General features: G+C 59.8%; 6 protein-coding genes. 1 reads left to right on the top strand and 5 read right to left on the bottom strand.

Annotated elements, in window-relative coordinates; translation table 11 throughout:
* The 3 genes from AXK12_RS08610 to AXK12_RS07655 form a co-directional block, all read right to left on the bottom strand.
* Positions 1-192 (bottom strand): family 4 glycosyl hydrolase (locus AXK12_RS08610; protein WP_484481985.1); only part of this gene is annotated, 192 nt, incomplete at its 3' end.
* Between the two features lie 311 nt (positions 193-503).
* Positions 504-1,994 carry an alpha-galactosidase gene (gene melA, locus AXK12_RS07660; protein ID WP_068713097.1) on the bottom strand — a complete coding sequence of 497 codons (1,491 nt, stop codon included), beginning with the start codon at positions 1,992-1,994 and terminating at the stop codon, positions 504-506.
* 109 nt (positions 1,995-2,103) lie between these two features.
* Positions 2,104-3,855, bottom strand: coding sequence for a SulP family inorganic anion transporter (locus tag AXK12_RS07655; protein WP_068713095.1), 1,752 nt, complete (start codon positions 3,853-3,855; stop codon positions 2,104-2,106).
* Positions 3,856-4,009: 154 nt separating this feature from the next.
* On the opposite strand from AXK12_RS07655, the gene hemN reads away from it, so the two are divergent.
* The gene (gene hemN / locus AXK12_RS07650) at positions 4,010-5,434 is read left to right on the top strand and encodes an oxygen-independent coproporphyrinogen III oxidase (protein WP_068713093.1); all 1,425 of its coding nucleotides are present in this window, start codon (positions 4,010-4,012) and stop codon (positions 5,432-5,434) included.
* 40 nt (positions 5,435-5,474) lie between these two features.
* Here hemN and AXK12_RS07645 read toward each other — a convergent pair whose 3' ends face one another.
* Together AXK12_RS07645 and ispF are read right to left on the bottom strand one after the other, a co-directional pair.
* Entirely contained in the window at positions 5,475-7,088 is a 1,614-nt protein-coding gene (locus tag AXK12_RS07645; protein ID WP_068713091.1) for a peptide ABC transporter substrate-binding protein, read from the bottom strand.
* 8 nt (positions 7,089-7,096) lie between these two features.
* On the bottom strand, positions 7,097-7,648 hold the full coding sequence (ispF, locus tag AXK12_RS07640; protein ID WP_068713090.1) for a 2-C-methyl-D-erythritol 2,4-cyclodiphosphate synthase: 552 nt from the start codon (positions 7,646-7,648) through the stop codon (positions 7,097-7,099).
* Position 7,649 lies beyond the last annotated feature (1 nt).

Here is a 7,649-nt window from a genome sequence, read left to right as displayed (position 1 = left end):
ATTGGCAGCGATGTCGCGGCGGCAAATCTCGGCCACCATGTCGAGGTTACGCTTGTTAATATCTGTGAAGCTGAACTCCACATTGGCGAATTCTGGTACTACCAACAGGTCGGCAAGGAGTCGGCGGGTAAACTCAATTGAGCCCGCGCCAACGAAAGCTATCTTTAGGGGAGGTGTTTTAGGGGATGCCATAGCGGAGGTGGTGGAATCTCTTAACTATCTAAGCATGCAAGTACAATTACCTACATCGTGCATTTATTTGCGTACTCTATTTTCCGTCGGAGAGCACTCTGTAACGCGAGGTAAGTCGCACTCCACAAGCACGGTCACTGAGGGAGTGAGCCCCTCCTCGTGGACTACCTAATCCCATAGCCTGATGATTAGGTAGGTCCCGATTATGTCGCTTCCCGCCACCTCTTGCTTGCTCGTTTTTTGCAAACGAAAAGGCCCCGAGTGAAAATGATCACTCGGGGCCTTCGCGCTAAATCAAAAGGTCTGCGACCTTAGTGCCCTTCGCGCGGGTTCTTCTTTTCTTGGGCGCGAATCTCGGCGGTCGTGCGGATTTTCTTTCGAGCCGCGCCTTTGTTGTTCGCCTTGGTTTTGATCAAGGGCCCCTTGGCGAGCCGGGCTTTCGCCCCCTTGATGGCCTCGCTGTATTGCGGCAGCCACTCTGCTTGGGCGACGAGCATCTCGTCCACCAGTTGCCACACTTCGGGCGGGTTACAAACGGCACCGACGAGCGGATCCATGAGCATGGCCTGGCGCAGTAGAGTGATGTCGCCAGTGGCGGCGGCCATTGCCCCCATGCGCTGTACAGAGATACTCGCGTTACACACGGCTGCGCAACCCAAGGGTAGGTCGCCAAACTGTGGCATATTGAAGCCAAAGCGGTCAACGAAGCCGGGGGCTTCGATAATCGCATCGGCAGGCAGATTGGAAATCGTGTTACGATTTGCCAAGTTGAAGAAGCCGCGATATACGCGCCCGGTCTCCATCGCCTCAAGGATGTAGCTGCCGTGCTCCGAACTGCGATTCTCCGCAGTAAACTCAACCGTGGTGGGCAAGCGGCCTTCGCCAAACTCTTCTTCAAACCAATGGCGACCTTCGGTCACGACGCGCAGGTAGCCGCCAGTCTCGCCGGTAATCCAATCGGTATTACTGATCCAATTTTTAATCTCAGCGGGGCGTTTGCGATACCAAGGCAGGTATTCGCTCAAGTGGCCGTTCGACTCGGTGGAGAAGTAGCCGAAGCGGCGCATCATATCGATACGCACCTTTTCATCACGGGAAGCCTCGGGGTCGTTCTCAAAACCCGCGAGAATCTTGTCCATCGGGACATCGACGCCGTTGTGCTTTACTTGGGTGTACCAAGTCTGGTGGTTGATACCGATACAGATTACATCAAGGTCCTTGGCGGATGCGCCGATTGCTGCTGCAATCCCGAGCATGCCGTGTTGTATGCCATGGCAAAGGCCGACGCAGCGCACCCCGCCGTAGACAGTGGCCGCCCAAGTCATCATCGCCATCGGGTTAGCGTAGTTGAGGAGTAGGCAGTTCGGCGCGGCGACTTCGCGGATGTCTTTACAGATGTCGAGGAGTACCGCGATCCCACGCTGCCCGTACATGATACCGCCCGCGCAAAGCGTGTCGCCCACGCATTGGTCGATTCCGTATTTGAGTGGGATCTCGATGTCGTGAGTAAAGGCTTCGATGCCGCCGACGCGCACCACGCAGAAGACGTAGTTCGCCCCGCGCAGCGCAGTGCGCCGATTTAGAGTCGCACTGACTTTTGCCTTTAGGCCATTGGCAGCGATGTCGCGGCGGCAAATCTCGGCCACCATGTCGAGGTTACGCTTGTTAATATCTGTGAAGCTGAACTCCACATTGGCGAACTCTGGTACTGTCAGCAGGTCGGCAAGAAGTTTGCGTGTAAACCCGATTGAGCCCGCGCCAACGAAAGCTATCTTTAGGGGAGATATTTTTTGGGGTGCCATAGCGGAGGTGGTGGAATCTCTTAACTATCTAAGCATGCAAGTAAAATTACCCACAGTGTGCATTTATTGTGCATTTACTTGTGTGCTCTATTTTCGGCGGGGAGCACTCTTATCGCAGTAGCTCGTTCGCACGAGTAAGCGCGGCGTCGAAGTGCGGGCGGATATTGGCGCGGCCCAGCTTTTCGAGGAAACCGGCTCTGCGCATCATTTCTAAGGGCTGGCGGTGCGGGCCGCTCAAAACCACTTGGCCACCGCTGGCCTGCATCCGCTCGACAATCGATTCGAGCGCATTGAGCGCCGTGGCGTCCATCGCGGGCACCAGTTGCATGCGCAAGATGAGAATGCGCGGCGGTGGGGCCCCCGAGCTGAGTAATGCGGTCTCCATCTTCTCGGCGGCACCAAAAAAGAAGGGCCCGAAAATCCGATATACCACGACGCCCTCGGGGATGGGCTTTCCGTGGGCGACTTGCTCGGGAGTTTCGAGCTCGTCGTGCGCGGTTACTCGGCTGATCTCGGTCGTCTCCGCCATCCGTTTAATGAAGAGCACCCCGGCGAGGAGGATCCCGACCTCGACGGCGACCACGAGGTCGAAGACCACGGTGAGCGAGCAGGTAGTCAGCAGCACGAGCGCATCGCTGCGTGGCATTTTGCGCAGGCGGGCGAGTTCGCGCCAATTCCCCATCCGCAGCGCAACAAAGATGAGGACCGCAGCGATTGCGCCAATGGGCACGTATTGAGCAAACGGCGCGAGAAAGAGCACGATGAGGAGCAGCGTGAGTGCGTGGACGAGTCCCGCGATCGGTGTACGTGCGCCGGCCTTTACATTGGCGGAGGTGCGGGCAATTGCCCCCGTTACCGGTATCCCGCCGAAAAAAGGGCAGACGAGATTGGCGAGCCCTTGGGCGACGAGCTCGGTGTTTGAGTCGTGCCGGTCGTTGGCAAGCCCGTCGGCGACGACTGCCGACAGCAGCGACTCGATTGCGCCGAGCAGTGCGATGGTGATCGCCGGGCCCATGAGTTCGCCGATGCGCGAAAGCGAGATTTCAGGCCAGGTCAGCGGCGGCAACTCGCGCGGCAGTGCGTCGGGGCCGAAAAGCGAGCCGATGGTCGCTACGCCCGCGCTTTCCTGCCAATTGAGCAGTACGACCAAGCCCGCAGCGACGACGATGGCGACGATGGGCGCGGGCAGCCGCTCCGCCCGAAACCGTGCCGCATAGCGCGGCCACAGAAAAATGAGTGTGGCGGAGATCGCGGCGACAAGGAGCGTTCGCCAATTGAGCCCGGGCAAGTGAGCGAAGAGCCAAGGCAGTTTTTCGAAAAACTCGCGCGGCGGCGTGGCTTCGGCGGGTAGGCCGATAAAGCCCGGCACTTGCCCCACAATGATGGCAATCGCGATGCCTGTCGTGAACCCGCTCGTGACCGGATAGGGAATGAACTTAATCAGCGTGCCCAGTCCACTCAGCCCCATGAGGACGAGCATCGCCCCCGCCATGATTGTTGCCAGCAAGAGCCCGTCGTAACCGTGCTTGTCGATAATCAGGAGAATGACGGTGACGAAGGCGGCCGTGGGCCCCGAGATTTGCACGCGGCTACCGCCGAAAAACGAAACGAGGAAACCGCCAATGATCGCCGTAAAAATCCCAATCGCGGGAACCGGAAGCGGTGTTGCAATGCCCGCAGGGATACTGGCAACGGCGAGCGCGAGTGCGAGCGGCAGCGCAATCAGCGCGACCGTGACGCCCGCGAGCGAATCGGTGACGAGCTGCCCCTGGCTATAAGTCGAGCGCGGGAGCGTGAAAAGCCGCGGGCGAAACTTGCGGCGCAACGCAGCAGAGAGTTCGGAAAAAGAGGGAAGGGGCATGGGTTTCGACCTATTAGTAACTGCGCGAGGCAAGCCGAACGCCTCTTCATTTGCGCGCCACTTTTATTGGTAGTTGAAGCTTATCTGCGAAGCAACGACTGGGCTGCGTCAAGCGTTGCGCGTACGCGCCTTGGTTCCCAAAGAGGCGCAGCGTATGATTATCTCCCCAGAGCTGCTGCAACGCTTCGATGTCGTAGGGCCGCGCTACACGTCTTACCCGACTGCCGACCGGTTTACCCCAAGCTTTGCTGAGGCAGACTACGCGGCTGCACTGCGAGAGATGGGCCGGGGGGCGAAGGCGCTCGCGCGCAAACTAAACAGGTCTTCGGCCGCGATCTCTGTTTACGTGCACATCCCGTTTTGCGAGCAGCTCTGTTACTACTGCGCGTGTACGAAAATCCTCACTCGCCAGCACGGGAAGGCCGCCGTGTATCTCGATTATTTGGAGCGAGAGCTCGCGCTGAACATTGCGCAATGCGGTACGGGACTGCCTGTCAGCCAGCTGCACCTAGGCGGGGGCACGCCGACTTTCTTTAGCGACGAGGCGCTTAGCCGACTCATGGCAATGCTTCGTCAGCAATTTCAGTTACTCGACGAAGGCGAGTACTCGATCGAGGTCGATCCACGCACGGTCAGCCCCGAGCGCCTGGCCGTGCTGCGGGCAATAGGATTTAACCGGCTCTCGTTTGGGGTGCAGGATTTTGATCCCGAGGTACAGGTGGCCGTTCACCGCGTGCAGCCGGCAGAAAAAGTGTTCGAGTTGGTCGAGGCGGCACGCCAACTCGGGTTTCGCGGTATCAATGTGGACCTGATTTATGGACTGCCGAAGCAAAGCCGCGCATCTTTCGCTCGCACGCTTGGGCAAATCCAGTCGCTGCGGCCCGACCGGATTGCGCTCTATGCTTACGCGCATTTGCCCGCGCGGTTTAAGCCACAACAGCGCATTGCGAGTGAAGACTTGCCAGTCGGGCGCGAGAAACTGGCGATCCTCGCCAATGCGATTAACACGCTGAGCGCGGCGGGCTATGTCCATATCGGCATGGACCATTTCGCGCTGCCAGATGACGGGCTCGCGGCGGCGAAGCGTAAGGGGACGCTGCACCGAAATTTCCAAGGCTACAGCACGCAGCCGGACTGCGATTTGCTGGCGCTCGGCCTCTCGGCAATCGCGAAGGTCGGAAGCTGCTACGCGCAAAACGAAAAGACCCTAGCCGAGTACTACGCAGCGATTGATGCCGGGCGATTACCCACCGTACGCGGCCTAGTATTAACGGAGGAAGACCGGCTCCGGCGCGCAGTGATTATGGCAATCATGTGCCAAGGGCGAGTGGACCTCGCGGCCTTTGAGCGCGACTGGCCCGGACTGGATTTCCCTAAAACCTTTTCAGCGGAGCTAAGGGCACTGTGCGACCTAGCGGCACAAGGACTGGTGACTCTTAAAGAGGAGAGCGGCACGGCGAGCGGCTTCACGCTCACGGCTCTCGGCTGGTTTTTCGTGCGCGCAGTCGCGATGCAGTTTGACCGTTACCTTCAGCCGGGAAGAGCGAGCTCGGGCACGCAGTTTTCCAAAATCATTTAGCTGCTGCTGCCCTCGCGGAAAGGTCAGATGCTAGCTCGTCCTATTCCTCGCCCGCGTCGAGCCACAGGTATTTATACGGATGGCGGTCGAGCAGAGTGGGGTACCAGCCACGCACGCTCGGCGAGATCAGTCGCACGGTGGTATAATAGTAGATTGGGATTATCGGCGCTTCGCGGAGCAGGATTTCTTCGGCTCGGGCGAGGAGTGAGTAGCGAGTATTTGCGTCCAAGGTACGCCCGGCTCGATACAGTAGCGCGTCGTAATCTGCAGAGCTCCAACCGGTATGATTATTGCCCGAAGTACTGCTAAAAATTTCCAAAAAGGTCATCGGGTCTAGGTAGTCGCCCGCCCAATCCGAGCGGAGCAGTTGGTAGTCGAGCGCGCGGCGCTGCGCGAGTAGCGTCTTTTGCTCCATGTTGACGATGCTGACGCGCAGTCCGAGTTCGCGCTGCCACATGGCCTGCACGGCCTCGGCGATGATCCGGTGGTTTCCCGAGTTGTTAATTAAGAGTTCGAGCGTCGGGAGCCCACGCCCGGCTTCGTAGCCGGCTTCGGCGAGGAGTGCCCGCGCAGCGACTGGATCATGGCGGACCGTGCTTTGCGGTGCTGTGTAGCCTGCGAGACCCGGTGGGGTGAAGCTCGTGGCGACGCGTTGCCGTCCGGCGGTGAGTCGTACAATCGCTTCGCGGTCGATTGCCAACGAGAGCGCGCGGCGGACTTTTACCTCGTTGAGGATGGGCCGTGTGACGTTTAGCCGGTAAAAGTACGTGTCCAGAAACGGAGCTACGTGCAGCAGGTCGGGATGCTCGCGGGCGTAGCGCTCGATTTTGCTGAGCGGTAGGCTCTCGGTCAGGTGGACTTGCCCCGCACGAAAGGCGCGCTCCTCAGCCTCGACACTGCTGGAGGGATGGAAGTGTATCGCGCTGAGCCTTACGCTAGCGACGTCCCAATAGTGCGGGTTGCGTTCGACAACAATGCGGCGGTCAGGCTTCCACTGCTTGAGAACGAAGGGGCCGTTGCCGACGAAGTTTTCGGGCCGTGTCCAAGGGTTCCCGCGCGTGTCCGCTTGGCCGGTTTTTTCGAGCGCGGGCAGATAAATGGGAACCCAGATCGGCTGGGTGAGGAGCGTGAGGAAGTGTGGGACGGGGTGGTCGAGTGTGATGACGAGGGTGCGCGGGTTCGGCGCAGAGAGGCCGACATCGTTAAAATCGCACAGTCCGCGGTGGTACGCTTGTGCATTTTGAATGAGGTAGAGCGAAGACGCGTAGTCGGCGGCAAGAGTGGGAGAGAGGACGCGTGCGTAGCTCGCCAAAAAGTCCTGCGCAGTCAGCGGCGCGCCATTTGACCACCGAGCGTCTGCGCGCAGATGAAACGTGTAGCGCAGCCCGTCGTCCGAGACCTCCCAACGCTCGGCGACGCCCGGCACGGGGCTTAGGTCGTGCGGGTCTTCGCCGATGAGTCCCTCAAAGAGCGCGGTGACGACTGCGATTTCGGGAAGCCCTGTGACCAAGTGTGGGTCGAGCTCGGCGACATCGGCACTGAGGCTGCGGTGCAGCGTTTGAGTGCGGTTTCCGCGCTCGACTGCTGACTCTCGTGGCCAGCACGCGCTGAGGAGCGTAAGTGCAAATAGAGAAAGAAAGGCGCGCGCGAACATCAGTAAGCTCAGCCGAGAGGGATTTGGCGTTTCTCGATAAGCGCGACGGCGTGCGCAGTAATCGCTAGCCCGCGTCCGATGTCGTCCACGCCTTCATTGGTCGTCGCCTTGATTCCGATGCGGTCGGCGTCGATGTTCGCCGACTCGGCAAGCCGCGCTTTCATAGCAGCGAGCGCGGGCGCGATCTTCGGTTTCTCGGCGACAAGTGAGGTGTCGATGTTGACGATTTCCCAAGAACGGCGGCGCAGCTCGGCACAGGTTTTTTCGAGGAGTTTTTGGGAGTCGATCCCTTTGAAGGCAGGATCGGTGTTGGGGAAAAAGTGCCCGATGTCGGGTAAGCCCGCCGCGCCGAGCAGCGCGTCGCAAATGGCGTGCGTGAGCACATCCGCATCGGAGTGCCCATCAAGCACGCAGTCCGACTCAAAGACGACGCCGCCTAGGACGAGGCGGCGGGGCGGGGCGGCATCTGGCCGGGGGCTCGTGCCGTCGAGTTTAACGAGCCGATGAATGTCGTAGCCGTGACCGATGCGGAGCGGCGTGGTGGTGCTGGGACGGGACATA

Source organism: Cephaloticoccus capnophilus (genome assembly GCF_001580045.1).
Lineage (GTDB): Bacteria > Verrucomicrobiota > Verrucomicrobiia > Opitutales > Opitutaceae > Cephaloticoccus > Cephaloticoccus capnophilus.
Note: the sequence above shows the minus strand (reverse complement) of the source record. Positions and strands in the feature narration are given on the sequence as shown.

Excerpts from the sequence above, each read along its gene's own strand:
- melA (WP_068713097.1), bottom strand. The coding sequence starts at position 1,994 with ATGGCACCCCAAAAAATATCTCCCCTAAAGATAGCTTTCGTTGGCGCG.
- AXK12_RS07655 (WP_068713095.1), bottom strand. The coding sequence starts at position 3,855 with ATGCCCCTTCCCTCTTTTTCCGAACTCTCTGCTGCGTTGCGCCGCAAG.
- hemN (WP_068713093.1), top strand. The coding sequence starts at position 4,010 with ATGATTATCTCCCCAGAGCTGCTGCAACGCTTCGATGTCGTAGGGCCG.
- AXK12_RS07645 (WP_068713091.1), bottom strand. The coding sequence starts at position 7,088 with ATGTTCGCGCGCGCCTTTCTTTCTCTATTTGCACTTACGCTCCTCAGC.
- ispF (WP_068713090.1), bottom strand. The coding sequence starts at position 7,648 with ATGTCCCGTCCCAGCACCACCACGCCGCTCCGCATCGGTCACGGCTAC.